The sequence below is a fragment of the Novosphingobium decolorationis genome (assembly GCF_018417475.1).
Lineage (GTDB): Bacteria > Pseudomonadota > Alphaproteobacteria > Sphingomonadales > Sphingomonadaceae > Novosphingobium > Novosphingobium decolorationis.
Map to the genome: position 1 here is coordinate 3,175,040 of NZ_CP054856.1, position 19,086 is coordinate 3,194,125.

13 protein-coding genes and 1 riboswitch are annotated in these 19,086 nt (G+C 66.7%); of the genes, 6 read left to right on the top strand and 7 right to left on the bottom strand.

All coding sequences use genetic code 11. The features are described 5' to 3' along the window. Positions 1-71: 71 nt before the first annotated feature. From HT578_RS14800 to HT578_RS14815, 4 genes are read right to left on the bottom strand one after another with little or no spacing between them, the layout of a single operon-like run. On the bottom strand, positions 72-539 hold the full coding sequence (locus HT578_RS14800; RefSeq protein WP_213500379.1) for a nuclear transport factor 2 family protein: 468 nt from the start codon (positions 537-539) through the stop codon (positions 72-74). 25 nt (positions 540-564) lie between these two features. Continuing rightward, entirely contained in the window at positions 565-1,269 is a 705-nt protein-coding gene (locus HT578_RS14805; RefSeq protein ID WP_213500381.1) for a hypothetical protein, read from the bottom strand. Positions 1,270-1,307: 38 nt separating this feature from the next. After that, positions 1,308-2,354 (bottom strand): LLM class flavin-dependent oxidoreductase, encoded by a 1,047-nt coding sequence (locus tag HT578_RS14810; protein ID WP_213500383.1) that lies wholly within the window; start codon positions 2,352-2,354, stop codon positions 1,308-1,310. After that, positions 2,347-3,465, bottom strand: a complete 1,119-nt coding sequence (locus tag HT578_RS14815) for an alkene reductase (RefSeq protein WP_213500385.1) — start codon at positions 3,463-3,465, stop codon at positions 2,347-2,349. The genes HT578_RS14810 and HT578_RS14815 overlap by 8 nt, the downstream gene beginning before the upstream one ends. A 146-nt stretch (positions 3,466-3,611) precedes the next feature. Between HT578_RS14815 and HT578_RS14820 the strand changes: the two genes are divergently transcribed. Together HT578_RS14820 and HT578_RS14825 are read left to right on the top strand one after the other, a co-directional pair. Then, a complete protein-coding gene (locus HT578_RS14820) occupies positions 3,612-4,523 on the top strand; it encodes a LysR family transcriptional regulator (protein ID WP_213500387.1) in 912 nt (303 codons plus the stop codon). A gap of 103 nt (positions 4,524-4,626) precedes the next feature. Further along, on the top strand, positions 4,627-5,634 hold the full coding sequence (locus tag HT578_RS14825) for a zinc-dependent alcohol dehydrogenase family protein (protein ID WP_213500389.1): 1,008 nt from the start codon (positions 4,627-4,629) through the stop codon (positions 5,632-5,634). Positions 5,635-5,683: 49 nt separating this feature from the next. Here the strand turns inward: HT578_RS14825 and HT578_RS14830 are convergent, their stop codons facing one another. Next, complete coding sequence (locus HT578_RS14830; protein WP_213500390.1) at positions 5,684-6,346, bottom strand: TenA family protein; 663 nt, start codon at positions 6,344-6,346, stop codon at positions 5,684-5,686. Positions 6,347-6,360: 14 nt separating this feature from the next. Further along, a complete protein-coding gene (locus HT578_RS14835) occupies positions 6,361-8,547 on the bottom strand; it encodes a TonB-dependent receptor (protein ID WP_213500391.1) in 2,187 nt (728 codons plus the stop codon). Then, positions 8,539-8,668: riboswitch (TPP riboswitch) on the bottom strand. It overlaps the preceding gene by 9 nt. A 148-nt stretch (positions 8,669-8,816) precedes the next feature. On the opposite strand from HT578_RS14835, the gene HT578_RS14840 reads away from it, so the two are divergent. From HT578_RS14840 to HT578_RS14850, 3 genes are all read left to right on the top strand, one after another. Then, entirely contained in the window at positions 8,817-9,980 is a 1,164-nt protein-coding gene (locus HT578_RS14840; RefSeq protein WP_213500392.1) for a TetR family transcriptional regulator, read from the top strand. Between the two features lie 162 nt (positions 9,981-10,142). Continuing rightward, a complete protein-coding gene (locus HT578_RS14845) occupies positions 10,143-12,407 on the top strand; it encodes a TonB-dependent receptor (protein ID WP_239026623.1) in 2,265 nt (754 codons plus the stop codon). Next, positions 12,407-13,654 carry a Ca2+-dependent phosphoinositide-specific phospholipase C gene (locus tag HT578_RS14850; RefSeq protein ID WP_213500395.1) on the top strand — a complete coding sequence of 416 codons (1,248 nt, stop codon included), beginning with the start codon at positions 12,407-12,409 and terminating at the stop codon, positions 13,652-13,654. Before HT578_RS14845 ends, HT578_RS14850 begins: the two co-directional genes overlap by 1 nt. Before the next feature lie 93 nt (positions 13,655-13,747). Here the strand turns inward: HT578_RS14850 and HT578_RS14855 are convergent, their stop codons facing one another. Then, entirely contained in the window at positions 13,748-16,003 is a 2,256-nt protein-coding gene (locus HT578_RS14855; protein ID WP_213500396.1) for a TonB-dependent receptor, read from the bottom strand. A 523-nt stretch (positions 16,004-16,526) separates the two neighbouring features. Between HT578_RS14855 and HT578_RS14860 the strand changes: the two genes are divergently transcribed. Continuing rightward, on the top strand, positions 16,527-18,881 hold the full coding sequence (locus HT578_RS14860; protein ID WP_213500398.1) for a TonB-dependent receptor: 2,355 nt from the start codon (positions 16,527-16,529) through the stop codon (positions 18,879-18,881). Positions 18,882-19,086 lie beyond the last annotated feature (205 nt).

The following is a 19,086-nucleotide window of genomic DNA, read 5'->3' on the forward strand; positions in this document are numbered from 1 at the left end:
GATACCGGTCTCCGCCGCGTCGGGAGGGGGGGAGGAGGCGCGAGGTCGAAAACCGGTATCGGGGGCGGAGTTTACGCCGGGCCGTTGCTCTCTTCCGGAGCTTGGGAGGTTGGCCAGACGACATCGAGGCGGCTGCGGGTAATGCGCCAGGCACCCTCGATGCGACGGTATTCGTCCGCGTAGAGGCCCAGCAGCAGAAGGGGGTTGGGGTCGTCCTTGGAGGCGGTCTCGAAGTCGACGAGATAGCAGGTCCCTTGCGCCGTGTCGGGTCCGGTCAGTTCGATCAGGTGGTTGGCAATGGGGTGCAGGAAGGGGTAGTGGCCCCGCCCGTCGCGATCGAACAGGGCGTAGGCATCCTTCAGTCCGGCCTTGATCGCATCCAGCCCTTCCATCCGGCCGACCGTCACCTCGACCACGGCATCCTTGGCGAACACCGTGTCGAGTTCGTCGATCCGGTTGCCGTCGAGCAGGTGGGAATAGCGGATGCGCAGGTCGCGGATTTCGTCCTTGTCGAGCAGCGCTTGGATCTTGTCGTGCATGGTTTTGTGGACCTTCTGGTGGGGCTCAGGCTGGCCCGAGGGGCTGGATCGTGGGGAGAGGCGCGCGCACATCGTCACGCACGGCGAGGCGGAGCGATGATGGCGCGCAGGGAGTGCCGCCGACCCAGGAGGCCAGCGCTTCGTAAGACGGGCTTCCGTCCGGGGCGTTCGTCAGGACGGACAGGGCATGGACGTTGCCCCCCATGGCCGAGCGCACGACCTGACCGTTCGCATCACCGGCCTCGCCAAGGCCGCCCAGTTCGTGATGCAGGCGCGCGAGCACGCGGTTGGTCGCCCAGGACGGTTCGAAGGTGGGCCGGGTGTTCGGCAGCGTCGGCGTCTTGTCGAGGGCCAGGAACCGGGGCTCGCCGCCGAACGCGACCTGCGTTTCGTAGCTGATGATCGAGCCGTGCACCGCGTCATCCGCGCCCGGTGCCTGGTAGGCGACAAGGAACGCGAGGCGTCCACTATCCGGGGCAAGGTCCTCGTAGACCGAGTGGAGGATATGGTGCGAGCTGACTTCGTCCGGAACCGCAGCGAACCATGCGCGCAGGGTTTCGTGATCCTGCGCAAAGAGGCGCTGCCCGCGGTGGCCCGACAGACGGACCTGCGGATGGAAGATACCAAGGTGCGCTTCGAGGTCGCCACCGGGGGCCTCGAAGAAGGCGAACCACCGGTGGGCGAGATAGAGCGCGATATGATGGCGCTGGGAGGTGGGGGTGGCGTTCATGTCGGCCTCCTTCATCGGGGGAATGCGTGGCGCGGCCCTTACGCCCGCAGCGCGGCACTCAGCGCTTTGACGGCATTGGTGCGCGCGGCCTCGCCCGGCATCATCAGGTTGATCATGACTTCGTTCGTGCCATAGGCTTCGCCAAGGGTACGCAGCTGGGTGAGGACCTGCGCGGCCGTGCCCGAGATCAGGCGGCCTTCGTTGCGCGCGCGCGTCGCGAGCTGTTCGGGCGTCCAGACGTGGGCCGCGCTCGTCTCCAGCGAGGGCACGCGGTCGAACTGCGTGTGGCTCTCGGCGTGGGTAAGCCACAGGTGGAACGCGTCGGCATACGCGGCGGCCTCCTCCTCGGTATCGCCCACGGCCACGAAGACCGCCACGATGACCTGCGGTCGCGCGGCGAAGTGGGAGGGGCGGAAGGCCTCGCGGTAGACCTTGCTGGCATCCGCTCCGCGGCGCGTGGGATTGATGAAGTGCGCGAAGGTGAAGCCAAGGCCCGCCTCGGCCGCGATCTGCGCGGTCGAACCCGAGGCCCCCAGCACGAACGGCTGGGGCGGGGTAGGTGTTTCGGGCCGCGCCTGCAGGCCCGCATAGTGCGATCCGGCCGGATGCGAACCCGTCACGAAGCCGAGCAGGTCAGACACCTTCTGCGGGTAGGGAAGCGGGCGCGCCTTCTCGTCGTTGAGCGCGCCGCTGATGCGCTGGTCCCCGCCCGGCGCGCGGCCAAAGCCCAGATCGATGCGGCCGGGGAACAGCGCTTCAAGAAGCTGGTAGTTCTCCGCGATCTTGAGGCTGCTGTAATTGGGAAGCAGCACCCCGCCCGAGCCGACGCGGATGCGCGAGGTGCCCGAGGCGACATGCGCCATCAGGATCTCGGGCGAGTTGCTGGCGGTTGCCGAGATCCCGTGGTGCTCGGACACCCAGTAGCGGTGGAAGCCTTCCTGCTCGGCCAGCTGGGCCAGCCGCAGCGAGGCGCCAAAGGCATCCGTCGGCGTCTCGCCTTCATCGACCGGCGCGTAGTCCAGCAGGCTGAGGCGCAGCGACGCGGTGTCGCTGGCCTCTTCGTGATCGGTGCGCGGTTCAGCCATTATCAGCGGCCTCCTCTTCGTCCCAGGTGGGGTAATCGGTGTAGCCACGTGCGCCGAGGTCCCCGTACCAGGTGGCGCGGTCGGCGGGGTGGATCGGGTGGCCGGCGCGCATGCGCTCGACCAGGTCGGGGTTGGCGATGAACGGGCGGCCGAAGGCGACAAGGTCAAGCTCGCCCGACTGCAGCGCCGCCTCGGCGCTGTCCTTCTCGAAGCCGCCCGCAGCAATCAGTGTGCCGGTGTAGGTGGTGCGGAAATCGCGGGCGAAGGTCTCGGGCATCTTTTCCGCGCCGATCGTCAGCTGGTCGCTGAGGTGCACATAGGCGAGGCTGCGCGTCTCGAACTCGGCGGCGAGTGTGACCCAGGTCTCGGCCTCGTCGGCGTAGGGCTCCATGCCGAAGAGGCGGCCGAACGGGGAGACGCGCACGCCGACACGGTTGCTGCCGATCTCGGCGCTGATCGCATCGAGCGTCTCGAGCAGGAAGCGCAGGCGGTTCTCGATCGAGCCGCCGTAGCGGTCCTCACGCTGGTTGAGCGCGCCGTTGACGAACTGTTCGAAGAGATAGCCGTTGGCGCCGTGCAGCTCGACCCCGTCGAAACCGGCGTCGATGGCCGTGCGTGCGGCGCGCACGAAGTCCTGCGTGATGCGCACGACCTCTTCGGTTTCCAGCGCGCGCGGCGGGCTTGCGGCCAGGCTCTTGGCGACGCCATCCTCGTCACGCCCGAAGGCCCAGACGTTTTCGCCCACCGTGGCCGAGGACGAGACAGGCGATTGCCCTTCGCCCAGGATCGAGGTGTGCGAGACCCGGCCCACGTGCCAGAGCTGGGCGAACATGCGCCCGCCCTTGGCGTGGACGGCGTCGGTCACGCGGCGCCAGCCTGCGGCCTGCTCGGCCGTGTAGAGGCCGGGGTTGAAGAGGTATCCGCAGCCTTCCAGTGAAACAGGCGCGCCTTCGCTGATGATGAGGCCCGCGCCCGCGCGCTGGCTGTAGTATTCCACGGTGAGGTCATCGGGCACGGTGTCGAACGCCCGGGCCCGGGTCATCGGCGCCATGACGACACGGTTGCGCAGCGTGAGGCCGGAGAGGTCGAAGGGCTCGAAAAGCTTGGTCATGGGAATCCTGAAAAATGCGGGGGGGAGGAAAGGGAGCGAAGCGTTGGGCTCTATCTAGAGTGGAATTCCGGGAGAATAATCCCCTTGCCATTCCATTCACTCGATCCCACAGTTCCGGAATGGATGTGCAGGATCGCTTTGCCGGATTGACCGAATTCGTTGCGACCGTGCGCCTGGGAAGCTTTGCGGCGGCCGCGCGCGAGCTGGGCGTCACCGGCTCGGCCGTGGGCAAGAGCGTGACCCGGCTGGAGGCGCGGCTGGGAACCAAGCTCCTGCACCGCACGACGCGGCGGCTGACCCTGACGGGGGAAGGGCAGGTCTATCTCGATGCGTGCCAGCGGATTCTCGACGATCTGGACGGGACCGAGCTGGCGATGGCCTCGGGCCGCGACACGCCGGTGGGTACGCTTCACCTCAACCTGCCCGCAGCCTTCGGGCGCAGGCACGTGATGCCGATCCTGCTGGAGCTCACGGCGCAGTACCGCCATCTGGACCTCTCGGTCATGTTCACCGAGCGCACGGCCAACGTCATCGAGGAGGGGATCGATCTGGCCGTGCGCATTGGCACGCTCGGCAACGATGCGGACCTGACCGCACGGCGGCTGGGCACGCAGCGCCTGCTGATCTGCGCCTCGCCGGACTATCTGGCCCGCCATGGCGCGCCGAGGAGCCCTGAGGAACTGACGCAGCGCGATTGCATCATCGGGTGGCGCAGGGTGCCCCGCCCTGTCTGGCTCCTGAAGGACAAGGCCGGGGGTGAGGTGGCCCAGGAAGTGAAGGTCCGCCACGAATTCAGCGACGGCGAGGCCATTCTCGCCGCCGCGCTGGCAGGGGAAGGCCTGGCCCAGCTGCCCGACTGGCTGATCGAGAAGGAGCTTGCCTCGGGCGCGCTCGTGCCGGTGCTGGAGGAATGTGCCGGGGCCGAGATGCCAATCCACCTCGTCTGGCCCAGCTCTCGCTATGAACAGCCGCGCTTGCGCATCGTGATCGATGCCCTGGCCGCTGCGGCGCAGCTGCCCGGTTCGGGCTTTACGCCGGGGAGCCGGGCGCGCGCCTGAGCGCTGGCGCCGCATCGAAGCGTGGGGGCACTCCACCGTGCCCGCATTGAAGCCGAGGCTGCGATACCTACCTGATCGGGCGAGCCAAACAGGAGAACGATCCATGCAAGCCATTCAAATCAAGGCACCCGGCGGCCTCGACACGCTGGAATGCGTCGACCTTCCCGATCCCGGCCAGCCCGGCCCAGGAGAGATCCGCGTGCGCCTGCATGGCGGATCACTGAACTACCATGACTACCTCGTCTGTTCGGGCGCGACGCCGGCCGAGGATGGGCGCATCCCTCTCGCCGATGGTGCGGGCATCGTCGAGGCGGTGGGCGAGGGCGTGGACGCGTTCGTGCAAGGTGACCGCGTGGTCTCGTGCTTCTTCCCGGACTGGCAGGACGGCCCGCCCGCCGTGGGCGACTTTGCCCGCGTCCCCGGAGACGGCATCGACGGGTTCGCGCAGGAGCTGGTCGTGCGCCCCGCGACGGCCTTCACGCACATGCCCGAGGGTCTTGATTTCGTGGAAGCCGCCACGATCACCACGGCGGGTCTCACCGCATGGCGCGCGCTGATTGTCGAAGGGGGCCTCAAGGCGGGCGACACGGTGCTGGTCATGGGCACGGGCGGCGTCTCGATCTGGGCCTTGCAGATCGCCAAGGCGATGGGCGCGCGCGTCGTGGCGACCTCGTCCTCGGATGCGAAGCTGGAAAAGCTGCGCGCGATGGGCGCGGATCACACGATCAACTACCGCAGCGAGCCCGAATGGGGCGAGGCGGTCCTTGCCTGGACAGGCGGGCGCGGGGTCGACCACGTGGTCGAGGTCGGCGGCCCTGCCACGCTGGCGCAGTCGCTCCAGGCGGTGCGCATTGGTGGCCACATCACCCTCATCGGCGTGCTCACCGGTACGGGCGGCGAGGTGCCGACCGCCCTTCTGATGGCCAAGCAGGTGCGGCTGCACGGCGTCATCGTCGGCAGCCGGCGTGAGCAGGTCGATTTCGTGCGCGCCATCGAGGTCATGGGGATCAAGCCCCATGTCGACCGTCGCTTTGCGCTCGCGGACCTCGCCGAAGCCTTCCGCTACGAGGAAAGCGGTGCCCATTTCGGGAAGATCGGCGTCAGCTGGTAGGCACTTGCGTGTCGTCCCGTCCTGATGTCTGGCCGATCGGGCGCGAGGCTCAGATCGGCCAAGTCTCGCGCCGGTAGGCCGAATCCCAGAACATCCACTCATAGCGCGTAGCGTTACGGAAGGCCGTTTCCATCGCGGCGCGGATCGCGGGGGTGGCATTGGCAGCGGCCTCGTCCACCAGCGCGCGCACCCGCGCCGTGGCTTCGCCGAAGCCGGGATCGGCATAAGTGTCGATCCAGGCGGCATAAGGGTTGGGCGAGGCGGCGCGCGGCTTGATGTCGCAGCCGACCTCCCAGTAGACCCAGAAGCAGGGCAGGATGCCCGCGATCAGTTCCTCATAGCTGCGCGTTGCAGCAAGGCCGGTGAGATAGCTGGTGTAGCCAAGGCATACGGGGGTGGGCTCGGCCTTGCGCGCCATTTCGGGCGTGACGCCGAACTTGGCAAAGAAGGCCTGGTGCAGCGCCTGCTCCACCTGCACCGCGACCTTGGCGCCGTCGGAAAATTCCAGCCGGGCGCTCGCCGTGGGCGCGCGGGCCGACGCAATGGCCAAGGCGCGCGCATATTCGGCAAGGTAGAGGCTGTCCTGCAGCATGTAGTGCCGGAAGCTTTCCGGCGCGAGCGAGCCGTCGGCAAGCTCGGCGAGGAAAGGCTGGTCCAGGATCGCGCGGCGCAGCGGGGCAACGTCCTGCCAGATCGTGTCGCAAAAGCTCATGGGGGTGCCTTCCTTCAGAAACGGTGGGTGGCGCCGACGCCGAACTGGCGGCCGGTGTTGATGGTGAAGCTGTCGAACGGACCGTTGGGGCCAAGGCCGAGGAGCAGCGGCAACTGCTGCTGGCCGAAGGCGGAAATCGCCCAGCGCGTGTCGAAGAGGTTCTTGGCCCAGACTTCCAGGTTCCACGCGCCGAGCTCAATGCCGAGCCGCCCGTCCACCGAGGCGTAGCCGGGGGTGTGCAGGATGTTGTCGATCTCGAAGTCCACGCGCGAGACGTAGGCAACGCTGAGGCGCGCGTCGAGCTTGGCAGGCCCTGCCTCTCCTTCCCAGCCGATGCCGCCGTTCAGCGTCCAGTCGGGCGCGTTGGGGGTGCGCTTGCCGGTGAGATCCACCAGGTCAGGCTCGCCCGGTTCCGGCGTGGGGTTGGGGGTGATGTAGGTGCCGGTGCGGCTGTGCGTCCAGGCCGCGCCACCATCGAGGCGGAAGCCTTGTCCCAGGTCCGCCTGCGCGGAGGCTTCCAACCCGTGGACATTGACCTTGGGTACCGAGAGCACGACCGAATTGCCCAGGAACACGGTATTCTGGAAGTTGCTGTAGTCGGTCACGAAGCCTGCGAGGGAAAGGCGCACGCGCCCTTCGGCAAGCTGGCCCTTGATACCCGCTTCCAGCGACTTGACGGTTTCGGCGGCAAAGTTCGCGGTCCAGATGTCCGAGGGGCCGGGAAGGGGGTTGAAGCCGCCCGCCTTGAAGCCGACGCTACCCGTGACATAGGCGGTGAAATCCTTGCTCGGGCGCCAGGCGAGCGAGAGCTTGGGTTGCCACTTGTCGAAAGTCTGCGCGCGGCGGGCGTAGGTGGTGGCGGTGTCCGTGCCGATCGTGTCTTCCTTGCGCCGGTCGCGGTCGTAGCGCAGGCCCAGCGTTGCCTCCAGCGTGGGCAGCACGTCGTAGCTCGCCTGCGCGAAGAGGCCGATCTGGTTGCTCCGGGTTTCGGCGCGCTGCGGCTCGGCGCCGAACAGCAGCGGGCCCAGATCGTCGGTGCGGTCACGTTCGAGACGCTGGAAGAACACGCCTGCGTGCCAGCGCAGCGGGCCGCTCCCTTGCGAGGTCAGGCGCAGTTCGCTGGTCCAGGCCTCGATGTCGACCGGCTGCGATATGGGCTGGATGCCGTCCGGGAACAGCGCAACGCCGTCCAGTGTGACGGGCGTATCGTGGCGGAAGTCCAGCTCTTCGCTGAAGTCCTTGTGGTAGTTGTCGTAGCCGCCCGACCAGGTGAGCTGGAGCGTATCGCCCAGGTCCTGCGCGAAGGTTGCCTGCGCGCCCCACCATTTGCGCGCGAAGCGGCCCTCGAAGTCGCCCTGCGGATCGGTCAGGATCGCGCCGGAGAGGCGCCCGCCGTTGCGCCCCGTGACATTCTCGGACGAGATATAGGCCGCGCCGCCATCCTCGTCGGCCCAGGCGAGGCGCAGGTTGAGGGTGCTGGTCTCGGAGGTCTGGATCTTTGCCTTCAGGCGCAGGTTGCGGCTGGTGAAGCCGTCGACCTTCCTGTCGAGGTAGCTGTTGCGGATGAAGCCGTCGGAATTGCGGTAGGAGCCCGCCAGACGCAGCTGCACGCGCTCCGACACCGGCGCGTTGACGACGCCGTCCGCAGTCCAGGTGAAGCCGTTGCCCATGCCGAGCGAGGCCATGCCGCCTGCCTCGTCGGTGGGGTCGTTGGTGGCAATGTCCACCGCGCCGCCCGAGGCCGAACGCCCGAACAGTGCTCCCTGCGGCCCTTTCAGGATCTCGACGCGCGCGACGTCGTAAGTGCGCAGGGTGAAGAGCTCGGAATCGGCGAGCGCGAGCCCGTCCACGACGTAGGCGATGGAGGGCGACTGGTTGCGGTTGGTCGATACCCCGCGCACTGAGATCATGTTTGTGCCCGGGTCCTGGTCGTTGATCAGGAATACGCCCGGCGTTGCGGCGATGAAGTCGTCTATCGTGGTCAGCTTGCGCCGGGCGATGTCGTCCTGCGTGTAGACCGTGATGGTGTCGGGCACCGCGATCTGCGCCTCGGGGCGGCCGCGCGCGGTAACGACGATGGGGGCCTCGCCCGCGGCCTCCTCGGCATGGGCAAGGGTGGGTGTGCCAAGGCAAAGGCCAGCGCCCAGGAATGTGAAGATGGTAGACGTACGTGTGGCGTGACGTGCGGCGCGTTGTCGCATGGTCCCTATTCCTCCGCCGGCATGAACCGGATCAGGTTCGCGGGTTTGCAGACTTTGCGCGGGAATGCGCCGTGATCCGCCTCTCAGCCCTGACAGCGCCAGGACACCCCGTGGGTTGATGATGTTCCGCGCTTAGGAAAAGCGTGCGCCAGCGTCAATCGTTGCCCGCTGCGTTGCGCTCGCCGCCACCGTCAGGGCCGACACCAGCGGACCACGACAGGCAAAGTCCCGGCTTGGAAAATTGCAGGATCGCACTATCCGTAACCGCGATGACAAGCTCCTCGACCAAGGCCCGGGATCGCGACGAAATCCTTGATGCGGCACGAAATGTTCTGGCGCGCGAAGGACTGTACCATTTCAGTCTGCGTCTCGTTGCGCGAGAGGCGGCGATGTCTGTCGGCAAGATCCGCTACCAGATCGGGGACAAGGCGGCTTTGCTGGAGGCTGTCGTCGCGCGGGAATGCGAGATCATCGACGCGCGGCGTGACCAGTGGCGCACGCAGCTGGCCTCCTGCCCGGAACTGGACCCTGCCAGCGTGACCGATATCGTCACGCAGGTCCTTGACGAGGTGTCACAGGACGGGCGCGTTTCGGCAATCGTCATGGCCGAGATCTATATCCAGGCCCATCGCGATCCGGCTCTTGGGCCGCTGCGCGCGCGGTTGTGGGCGCACGACCAGGGGTTCTGGCAAGGCCTGTTCGAGGACTGTCCCGAGGCCCGGGGGCTGGTGCACCGCATCGCGTGCTATGGCGTGGATGAGCGTGTCTTCAGTGTCCTTCTGGGGCAGAGCCGCGACTACCGGCTTCTGCGCCAGTCCACCTTGCGGGCGCTGCTGCGTCCTGCCGGGGCGCACGCTCGCAGCGCGGTGAGCGCCTGGCATCTCCACCTCGTCGCGCAACTGGCCGGTCCGGCGCAGGCGGCGCTGGAGGGGGCGAGCGAGATCAAGGGCACCAAGGCGGTGCTGGCAGGGCAGATCGCCGACGCCATGGCCCGCGAAGGAGTGGAAGCGATCTCGTTTCGCCAGATCGCGACATCGGCCGGGGTGCCTCTCTCCACGCTGACGCACCATTTTCTCTCGCATCGTGACCTGGTGCTGGGCGGTGTGGAGGAACTGTACCGGCGCATGCGCGCGTCGCTGGGGCAGCCCGGCGATGCGCGCGCAGGACGCCAGGTGCTGCTGCTGACCCATGAGATGGCGCTCGGCGCCCTGCGCGATCCGCGCCTCACGCCCTTTGCGATCGACATGCGGCGAAGGCGCGCGGAAAATGTCCACGCGCAGGTTGCCCCTCTGATTGATGGCGAGGGGGATCGCGCACGCAGCCAGGCGTTCACCATGGCGCTGATCGGAGAGGCTATTGCTCTGGGCGATGAGGGGCAGCCACTGGACAGCACCGCATTTCCGGAACGGCTGCGCGAACTGGCCCGCGATTAGGCCGAACGAGTGTGCTAATTGCGAATTATATGCCGAATATTTGACAGAACGAATGTCTTAAAACGGCAATGGCCCACTCCTATCGGGCGCTCCTGACGCACAACAGGGACGCCCGATATGCACGCCTTTGATTCCACCAGATTGCCTCTCCGTCTTGCTACGGTGCTCTTGACTGGGAGCGCCCTTGTCTCTTCGCTGCCCGCCATGGCTGCCGCCGGTGAACTGGCCGAGGACACCGTGGCCGCGCCCGGCCAGCTCCATGAAATCACCGTGACCGCGCAGCGCCGCGTGGAAAACAGCCAGGATGTGCCGCTCGCCATCAAGTCGGTCGATGCCGATGCTCTGGCGCAGACCGGCTACACCGACTTCACCGATATCCAGTACATGGTCCCCGGGGTACAGTACGATCCCACCCAGGGCGCGGCCTTCCAGATCCGCGGCGTGGGCAGCCGCTCCTTCGACTTCTCGAACGCCAAGTCGGTCAGTGTCGTGGTCGATGGTGTCGTGATGGACGGCCAGCGGGCCAATGGCCTCATCGGCATCACCGACATGGAGCGCATCGACGTGCTGATGGGGCCGCAGGGCACCCTGTTCGGCAAGAACGCGACCTCGGGCGTGATCTCGGTGACGACTCGCAAGCCCGAACTGGGCGTCACCTCGCTGTCGGCCAGCGGCAGCTATGGCGAACATGACGAGCGCATTCTCAACGCAACCCTCAACGTGCCGCTGGGGCGCGACGTCGCCCTGCGTGTGTCGGGCTTCGATCAGGCTCAGGACGGGTTCGGGCGCAACGTCACGCTCGACCGGACCATCGGTTCGACCCACGAATACGGTGGCCGTGCGCGCCTGCTGGTCGATGCCGGGCCGGACCTGGAGTTCATCGCGCGCGCCGACTTTGCCCGCCACTGGGATTCCAGCGTGCGCACGCCCGCGGGCAACCAGCCCGAGAACGTCGCGCAGATGCTCGCCGAACTGGGCGTGTTTCCCGATGGCCGTAGCGCTGACACCGCCGATGGCAGCTTTGGCGAGATCACCACGCGCGAATACGGCGGCTCGCTGGAGGTAAACCTGGGCCTTGGCGAGCATCAACTGAAGTCGATCACGGCCTATCGCGAAACCGCCTACGACAATTCGACGCCTGTAAACCTGCTCCCGCTTGACCAGTACGCGTACGTTCCCTTCAACCTGGGCGAACTGGATACCAACAAGTTCAGCCAGGAATTCCAGCTGGCCTCGCCCACCGGCGGGTTCGTGGAATATGTCGTGGGGGCCTTCTACAACAAGCTGAACGCGCAGCAGACCCAGCTGCAGTGGGCGACGCTGGGCGCGCCTGTCTACGATGCGAGCGGCGCTCCCATTGCTCCGCTGCTCTACGCGATCACGGGCGCGGCAGGGGTGGCCGACGCCAATACCTCGCTGTTCGATTCCACGAACGAGACCGCGGCGGCCTTCGGGCAGGTCACCTTCAACTTCACCGATCGTTTCAACCTGGCGCTGGGCGGGCGTTATACCCACGACTGGAATTCGCAGAGCCTGGACTTCATCTGGCTCGATCCCGAGCCGATCACCGGCTACAATCCGACGTTCGCGGGCACGAGCCCGGCGCCTGTCTATCCCGATGGCAAGGTCACGGGAGGGAACTTCTCCTACCGCATCGCGCCGACCTTCCACCTGAGCGACGACGTCATGCTCTACGCCACGTACTCGACCGGGTACAAGCCGGCGGGCATCGCCTTTGTCGGCAACGACTACAGCCCCTACCGCAAGGAAACCGTGAAGGCCTGGGAAGCGGGCATCAAGTCCGAATGGTGGGATCGCCGCCTGCGCGTAAACCTCGATGTCTTCCTTTCGAACTTCAAGGATTTCCAGACGACCATCCTGACCACCATTCCCGACGGGCAGGGCGGTGAACTGCAGGCGACCACGATTGGCAATGCGGGGGCCTTGCGCACCAAGGGCGTGGAAGGCGTGATCGCGCTGGTGCCGGTGCCTGGGCTGACCCTCAATGGCTCGTTCACCTACACCGATGGCGAGTTCACCGACTACGTCTACAACGAGACGACCGACTACACCGACACCGCGCTCACCAATTCGCCCAAGTTCTCCAGCATGGTTTCGGCCGATTACGAGCACACCTTCGCCTCGGGCCTGGGCGCTCGTGCTCACGTGGACTACGCCTGGCGCAGCGAGTACTGGACCGTCACCGGCCAGCCCGACTACTCGCATGTCGATGGCTATGGCCTGGTCAACGCGCGCGTGACCTTCACGCTGCCCGACAGCAACATCCGGTTCGGCGCCTATGCCCGCAACCTGTTCGACACCTACTACTCGACGGGTTTCCAGAACTACGGTGCGGTCGGGATGCTGCACTACACCTCCCCATCGGCGCGGCGCACGCTGGGCGGCTTCATCTCGGCGGACTTCTGATGCGGGGCCGGATCACACGGACCCGCGTGCTGGGGAGTGCCTTGCTGGCGCTCCCCCTCTTCGCGGTGAGCGCGCAAGGCGCCCCGCCAGCGCCGCGGGCCGACACGCCCGAGCGGATCGATGCGCCGGACCTGCCCGGCGCGACGCCGATCAACCATCTCCAGGTCCTGGGAACGCACAACAGCTATGCGCTGCCGGTCGACCGGCGCCTGGTTGAACTGATGCGCCCGCGCTTCGAGGCCATGCTGGCCGCCTTCGATGCCCTGCCCGAGGAACGCCGCGCGCTGATGGCCGAGGAGCATCCCAACGGGATCTCCTTCGACGATGCCCTGAACTACCTGCACCCCGACCTCACCACGCAGCTGGACCTGGGCATGCGCAGCCTGGAGCTCGACGTGAACCCGGACCCCGACGGTGGGCGCTATGCCGATCCCGCCGGGTATCGGGCGCTGCGCCGCGAGGGCATTGCGCCGGGTTTCGCCATCGACGAAGCGGCGCTCGCCAGACCGGGGTACAAGGTGCAGCACATCGTCGACTATGACTTTCGCAGCCATTGCACCCTGTTCGTGACCTGCCTTGCGCAGATCCGGGACTGGTCGGACGCCCATCAGGGCCATGTCCCGCTCTTCATCCTGGTCGAGGCGAAAAGCCAGGGGCGCAAGCTCTTTGCCGATTCCGCCGAGCCGCTGCCCTTCGACAAGGCTGCCTTCGACGCGCTCGATGCCGAGATCCTCTCGGTCTTCGACAGGTCCCGGATCATCACGCCCGACGATCTGCGCGGGGAGCACGCCACGCTCAACGCCGCGGCACGGGCAGGAAACTGGCCGCGCCTGGAGCGCGCGCGCGGCAAGGTGATGTTCCTGATGATTACCGCCAACGGGCCGCAGGGCGCGGCGGCCTATCTGGAAGGCCATCCCTCGCTCGCCGGGCGCGTTGCCTTCCTGCGGGCCAATCCGGGCGAGGACCACGCCGCCTTCCTGATGTACGACAACGCGATCGTGCGCGAGGACGAGATCCGCAAGGCCGTGGCCGAGGGCTATCTCGTGCGCACGCGTTCCGACATCGAGACCTACGAGGCCAGGGCCAATGATATGACTCGTGCCAACGCCGCGCTGGGCAGTGGTGCCCAGATCGTCTCGACCGATTTCGAGCGGCCGGGCAATGTCTATGGCACGCCCTATCTGGTCCGCCTCCCGACCGGTGAGGGCGCGGCGGCGCGGCTGAGCCCTGCGGCCGGGGGGCAGTAAACAGGGCCATTTCCCGATGGCCGTGGAGCACGTTGGAAGGGGGCGGTTCGGGGTCGGACCGCCCCCTTTTTCGTAACAGAGCCAGGCGCGCGGCTAGAAGGCGGCGCGGGCGCCCAGCGTGACCGCACGTCCGACCAGCGGGGCGCGGTAGCGCAGGGGGCTGTTGTGCGCGCGGGCCTCGGTGTTGGTGAGGTTCGTGGCGTCCACGAAGATCTCGATGTCGTGCGCGCTCAGCGGCAGCTTGTAGCGGGCATGGGCATCAACCAGCCAGTAGCCGGGGCTTGCGGTTTCATCCTGCGAGAAGCGGGTCTGCCGGGCAAAATGGACCGTGCCCGCCGAGACGCGCCAGCGCGCGCCGGAGAGCGCAGCATCGGCGCCGTAGCGCGAAACCGGCATGCGCGGCAGGTATTCGCCATCGAGCTGGCGGCGGTAGTATTCGGCGGTCCACTGCGCGTTCGAGGGATAGTCGAAGTTGAACGGGCTGTAGTCGTCGGGGGCGTGGAAGCGGGGCTTACCCAGCACGTGGTCGGCAAAGACATGGAGTTCCAGATCGCCCGGGCCGACCTGCGGCACGCGCAAGGTCGCCTCGCCTTCGATGCCCTTGAAGCGCGTGTCGCCCTGGCGCCACTCACGCACCGGCAGGGTGCGGCTGATGCCGGTGTTGCCGAGGTAGATGTAGTCCTCATAATTCACCCGGTAGCCGGTCACCGAGAGCGTGAACGGCGTGAGGTCCAGCGTTCCGCCCAGTTCCCAGGTCTGTGAGCGCTCCTTGCGCAGGCGTCCATCGCCCTGCTCATCGGACAGCGAGGCGAAGTGGTTGCCGTTGGCGTAGAGCTCGTTGACCTCGGGCGCGCGCTCGCCCAGCGCGTAGCGGGCATCGAGGTGCAGCCAGGAGAGCGGCGTCACGCGCAGAGCGCCAAAGGCGTTCCACAGTCGGAAGTCGCGGTCCTGGGCGTAGCTGACGCCGAGCCCGCGGCCATCGCGCAGGCTGGTCTCGTCGAGGTCCTGCTCAATCCAGTCATGGCGGCCGCCTGCGCTCAGGCGCACAGGGCCGATGGTCAGACGTTCCAGCGCGAAGAGCGCAAGCTTCGTCGTCTCGACACTGGGCAGGTAGGCCGTGTCGCTGCGGGTCTCCAGCTTGCGGTGGTTGACCTCGCCGCCGAGGACGCCCGTGAGCGGGCCGAGCGCGGCCTGGGTCAGTTCCAGCCGGACGGTGTCGGAGTGGATTTCGAAGGCGCTGGCGTCGTTGCCGTCGATCCGCTCGCGATCGTGGCTGCGCACCGAACCTGCACGCAGGCGCACGGCGGCAAGGCCCGGCAGCGGCGCATAGAGGACCCCGTCGATATCAAGGCGCAGCTGCTCGGCCGCGATGGCGATGGGCGAGGGGGAAGGGCTCGCGGGCGTGACCGACTGGAAGCCGGGAACGCCATAGTCACTGCGATAGTAGCCCGCCGCGAGCCCGAAATAGCCCTGGCTGCCGACATGGCTGGCGCCCAGGTTGACCGCGACTGTCTCGAGCCCGCTGTTGACGAGCTTGCCCTTGCGGCCCGGCGCCGGGTCCTCGATGATCTGCTGCTCGGCAGGCGTTGCATCGACGTAGCGGCCCTGGTCCGGGTCATAGGCCCACTGCGGGCTTGCGGTGCGCACCTGGCAGATGCCCTGCAAGGTGACGTTCGTCACCAGGTCCGCCCAGCTGCGGCATTCGTCGGCCTTGGCGAGGCCGGGAATGTCGAAGTCACCGGCATGGCGATAGAGCATGTCGGCGTGCCAGGCGAAGTCGTCCTTCCCGCCGTCGAGCCGGGCCATGGCGGTGACCGGCGTGTTGAACCCTCCGCTCACTTGCGCCCGCCCGGACAGAGGGGCCTTTGCGGCGCTGCGGGGAATGCGTCCATCGCGCAGGTTGACCGCGCCGCCGATGGCGTGGCCACCGTAGAGCACGCCGGCACTGCCATTGAGGACCTCGATCACGTCGGCGAGGAAGGGCTCGATGGGCGCGGCATGGTCCCCGGTGATGCCCGACATGTCGTCGAGCGCGAGGCCATTGAGGCGCAGCGCGACGCGGTTGCCGGCCTGCCCGCGAATCTGGGGCCGCCCGGCAAGGGGGCCCTGGTAGCTGTTCTGGACCCCGGGCAACCGGGCAAGCGTCTCGCCCAGCGATTGCGAGCGCTCCTCCTCCAGCGCCTCGCCGGCAAGCACGCGGGCCGGGGCGCTGGCAAGGTCGCTCGCGCGGGCGACCTCTTCGCGCTCTCCGGTAACGAGGATGTCGGTGTCGCGGGGCGGAGCGGCCAGCGCTCCGGAATAGGGAAGAAAGAGAGCTGCCGAACCGGCCAGCAGGGTAACGTGTCGCATGGCGTCCCACCTGTTTCGAAAGGAAGCGCCTTCAAGCTATGTTATGTTATAACGTCAAATATGGAGTGCGTTTTTTCCACGACTACCGTCAGTTAGCATGTGCCATGCGTGGCAATGTCCCGGAGATCTGCGGGTCAGGACGCCCTAGCGCCCGGCTGGCGAACACTTCGATCCCTACCGTCTCACAACTTCAGGCTCTCTCCATGCGGATGCTCACGCGGCGAATAGTTCGTGTCACGAATTTTTTGCCGCAGTCCCGTCGACCGGATCCGAAACCCTGAGCAGTCTCCGCAATGCCCCGGGCGAGCACATGGCGTGCCGCAAGAACGAGAACGGACGGGGCCCGGGTACACCAATTCACGGATCAACGGGCTGAGGATTTCGGAGCTTCACGAGGGCTCCGAAGGGCGCCGCATGTGCGTCGGGTTCCTGCATGAGGGCAGGGGCCGGGGGGCTGCGGGTATGAAGAAAAGAAGCTCTTAGGGGGTAAAGCATGATGTTTAAGCACACGAGCCGGCTGCTCTTGTCGACAGTCGCATTCGCGCCGCTGGTTCTCGGGGGAACCCAGGCGGCCCATGCCCAGGCCACGGCGCCTGCGGCCCAGCAGGGCCCCGCGCAGTCCGGGCTTGGCGACATCGTCGTGACCGCGCGCAAGCGCAAGGAAAGCGCGCTCGATGTTCCCATCGCGATCAGCGCGCTTTCGGGCGAGGACATCCAGTCGCTCAACGTCCAGACGGTCGAGGATCTGACCGCGGTGACGCCGGGCATGAACCTCAACAACTCGATCACCGGTTCGGGCCGCTCGGACCGCAGCCAGACTGCTCTCATCATCCGCGGCATGGCGCCTTCGCGCGGCAACCGCACCAGCTCGACCTTCATCAACGGCATCCAGGTCTCGGACGGCACCGTGACGGGCGTGTTCGACTTCGAACGCGTGGAGGTGCTGAAGGGCCCGCAGAGCGCCTACTTCGGCCGCCAGACCTTTGCCGGCGCGATCAACATGGTGACCGCCGAGCCGACCGACTACTTCACCGGCTATGTCAGCGGCCTTGCCGGCACGGACGACTATTACGACCTGCGCGGCGCGGTCGGCGGGCCGATCATCCAGGACGTCCTGAGCTTCCGCGCGACGGGCCGCTACTTCACGCGGGACGGCTCGTGGAAGAACAACGCCGAGCCGGGCAAGACGCTGGGCGATCAGAGCACCCGCAGCGGCACGCTGCAGCTCAAGTTCACGCCGAGCCACAACTTTACCGTCAACCTGTTCGGCATGGTTGCCAACGACGATGACGGGCCGGGCGCCACCGGCGTGATCCTGGGCTCGCAGTCGAACTGCAACCTGGGCGCGCAGGACCTGCCCTACTTCTGCGGCACGCTGCCGGGCCTGCTGCCCGGCCAGCCCAGCGCGCGCACCGAGGTCAATGCGGGCGTCGCCAACATGCTCGAGAACTACTCACCGATCATGAACCAGGACGAGCAGATCGACCACTTCGGCATGACGCGGGACAGCAACCACTTCAGCGGCGTTGCCGAATACGTCACCGAAGGGGGCACCTCGATCACCAGTCTGACCGGCGTGAACCGCAATTCCTGGACGGTGCTCTATCCGCTCAACGCCTATGCCTCGCCCTACGAGAACACCTTTACCTCGGGCGAATTCGCGCAGGAGTACACCGACTGGCCGCTGATGATCCAGCACGAGCAGAAGGACTTCTCGCAGGAAGTGCGCATCGCCTCGAACCAGGACGGTCGCTTCCGCTGGATGTTCGGGGGCAGTTACCTGTGGGCCAAGGGCTACGAAGGCTACTCGGAGATCTACTACTTCACCGGGATCAACAGCGCCTTCTCGTCCACCAGCGAGAACAAGACCTGGGGCGGGTTCCTGGGGCTGTCCTATGACCTCACCGACCAGCTGACCGTCGACTTCGACGCGCGCTACCAGTCGGACAAGGTCATCAGCCGCACCGGCGATACCGATGACATCGTCTACCAGCGCACCTACAACAGCTTCCTGCCGCGCGTCAGCCTGCGCTACAAGCCCGACCTCGACACCATGGTCTACGCCACCTACTCGCGCGGCGTGAACCCGGGGCTGGGGCTCGACCCGCTGGAATCGGCCGATCCCGCCTTTGTCGACGACCTCATCGCAATGGGCGTGACCCGCGGCGTCAGCCCGGAATACCTCGACAACTTCGAGGTCGGCTTCAAGGGGCGTTTCTTCAACGACCGGCTGATCGTCTCGGGCGATGTCTACTACGACATCTGGACCGACAAGATCACCGAGCAGACCCTGATCATTCCCAACAACAGCGGCGGCATGCCCGAGATCTCGTGGTTCTTCACGAACATGGGCAAGGTGACGCTGAAGGGTATCGAGCTTGACCTGACGGCGCGTCCGATCGATGCCCTCACGCTGACCGCGCGCGGGGCGATCAACGACACCAACATCGATGAAGGCCTGTGCTCGACCTGCGCGCAGCTGACCGGTTCGGACGACGTCTCGGGCCAGAGCCTGCCGTTCGTCTCGAAGTACTCGGCACAGGTGAACGCGGAATTCGCGCAGGCCTTCGCGCCGATGCCGGACTACGAATGGTACCTGCGCTCGGAGCTGTCCTACAAGTCGGGCGTCTACGAGAGCGAAGGCAACTTCGCCAAGACCGACGCCTCGACCAAGGTCAACTTCCGCGTGGGCCTGCGTTCGGACAACGTGTGGATCGAGGGCTTTGTCACCAACGCCTTCAACGACAAGACCTACACCAGCGTGCAGCCCAACTGGGACCTGTCGAACCCGAACGCGACCTTCCAGGAGAAGGACGTGATGTACGTGGGCCTTCCGCAGCTGCGGACCTGGGGCGCGCGTATCCGCTACGACTTCTGATCCCGATCCGATCTGCAGGGACCTTCTGCCGGTCCCTGCCCTCGGTTCCTGCAAATGCCCGGTGTGCGTCGTGCACGCCGGGCATTTCGCGTGGGGGAAGGGGCGCGCTCCGGGGCGGCGATCCTTGTGGAACGCGCATGTACGAAAGCGCCCGCCTTCCCAGGTCCGGGAGGGCGGGCGCGGATGGTATGAGAATGGGGCGCGC

Excerpts from the sequence above, each read along its gene's own strand:
- HT578_RS14810 (WP_213500383.1), bottom strand. The coding sequence starts at position 2,354 with ATGGCTGAACCGCGCACCGATCACGAAGAGGCCAGCGACACCGCGTCG.
- HT578_RS14830 (WP_213500390.1), bottom strand. The coding sequence starts at position 6,346 with ATGAGCTTTTGCGACACGATCTGGCAGGACGTTGCCCCGCTGCGCCGC.
- HT578_RS14835 (WP_213500391.1), bottom strand. The coding sequence starts at position 8,547 with ATGCGACAACGCGCCGCACGTCACGCCACACGTACGTCTACCATCTTC.
- HT578_RS14805 (WP_213500381.1), bottom strand. The coding sequence starts at position 1,269 with ATGAACGCCACCCCCACCTCCCAGCGCCATCATATCGCGCTCTATCTC.
- HT578_RS14840 (WP_213500392.1), top strand. The coding sequence starts at position 8,817 with ATGACAAGCTCCTCGACCAAGGCCCGGGATCGCGACGAAATCCTTGAT.
- HT578_RS14815 (WP_213500385.1), bottom strand. The coding sequence starts at position 3,465 with ATGACCAAGCTTTTCGAGCCCTTCGACCTCTCCGGCCTCACGCTGCGC.
- HT578_RS14825 (WP_213500389.1), top strand. The coding sequence starts at position 4,627 with ATGCAAGCCATTCAAATCAAGGCACCCGGCGGCCTCGACACGCTGGAA.
- HT578_RS14800 (WP_213500379.1), bottom strand. The coding sequence starts at position 539 with ATGCACGACAAGATCCAAGCGCTGCTCGACAAGGACGAAATCCGCGAC.
- HT578_RS14850 (WP_213500395.1), top strand. The coding sequence starts at position 12,407 with ATGCGGGGCCGGATCACACGGACCCGCGTGCTGGGGAGTGCCTTGCTG.
- HT578_RS14855 (WP_213500396.1), bottom strand. The coding sequence starts at position 16,003 with ATGCGACACGTTACCCTGCTGGCCGGTTCGGCAGCTCTCTTTCTTCCC.